At 59.8% G+C, this 1,022-nt stretch carries 2 protein-coding genes and 1 pseudogene; 1 reads left to right on the forward strand and 2 read right to left on the reverse strand.

Going from position 1 to position 1,022, the window contains the following annotated elements; all coding sequences use genetic code 11:
- Nucleotides 1–279: hypothetical protein (locus tag ACXJ7R_RS34150; RefSeq protein WP_457155642.1), on the reverse strand; the 279-nt coding region annotated here is incomplete at its 3' end.
- Nucleotides 280–544: 265 nt separating this feature from the next.
- Here ACXJ7R_RS34150 and ACXJ7R_RS34155 point away from each other — a divergent pair.
- Nucleotides 545–760: a DUF768 domain-containing protein gene (locus ACXJ7R_RS34155; RefSeq protein WP_457155643.1), complete on the forward strand. Its 216-nt coding sequence runs from the start codon at nt 545–547 to the stop codon at nt 758–760.
- A 50-nt stretch (nt 761–810) separates the two neighbouring features.
- Here ACXJ7R_RS34155 and ACXJ7R_RS34160 read toward each other — a convergent pair.
- A pseudogene (locus tag ACXJ7R_RS34160) lies at nt 811–1,022 on the reverse strand (glycosyl hydrolase); the annotation flags it as partial.

Genomic DNA, 1,022 nt, shown 5'->3' on the forward strand with positions numbered 1-1,022 from the left:
CAGATGATCAGATCCCAATCGCCGGCCGCCTCCAGCTTCACCTTCAACTCGTCGGAAGCGCGCCGCCATGTCCAGGCGCATAATCAGCCGGTTCTTCTCGACGAAGGGATTGCCGGTGACCGATGCTTCGATCTGATCGCGGGTAAGAAGATCGAAGTGCAGGCCGAACTTCTCGGCCATTTCCTCTTGCCATTGTTCGACGAGGCCGCCGGGCGCGACAATCAGACAGCGCTCCAGATCGCCGCGGATCAGAAGCTCCTTTATCAGCAGCCCGGTCATGATCGTCTTGCCGGCGCCGGATCGTCGGCGAGCAGGAAACGGAGCGGCTGGCGCGGGAGCATCTCGCCATAGACGGCCGTGATCTGGTGCGGAAGCACTTCGATCTGCGAAGCGCTCACGGCCAGGTACGGATCGAACAGATGGGCACGCCGGATGCGGTAGGCTTCGGAAGCCAGGCGTAAGAGGCCGCCGGCCGCGCCGAAGGCGTAGCGCCAACCTGGTTGTGGTGCCGGTGTAGCTGCTGTTGCAGCCGCTCGCGGTGGCGATGGTTAGCCTTACGTTCTTGGTGGATGAGCCCGCGCGGCACCGACTTTTGTACAAATGGATAGGCGCCAACGTTCCAGAAACGGCGGGGGCAGATATCATTTCAGTTGCCGAGCTCACGCARAAGCTGTTCGCCGACGCCAAGTCGAWAGGCATCTCWAGCACRGAGATCGAGGAAGACAYCGGCAGYGTCTATGAGACAATCCTTGACGTGTGAGCGTGTTCGAGACACCGCACTGGCGGACCGTGCTGACCACCAAGGACTCATCATTGCATGCTGGGTGAAAGCGCGATGACAATTGGATGGTCACTGAGCGAAATTTCGACCGAACGCACGTTGCTCAATGTTTGGACAGACTCGACGCCAATTGTTGGATCGTAGGTTCTTACCGACACGCGCGTCTCGCCAAAATGGACCGTCACGCGATCTTGACCGCTCAACCGTTCGCCCCAGACGATAAGTTGGAACGTGCCGTCGC

It is taken from the genome of Mesorhizobium sp. P5_C1 (assembly GCF_054049815.1).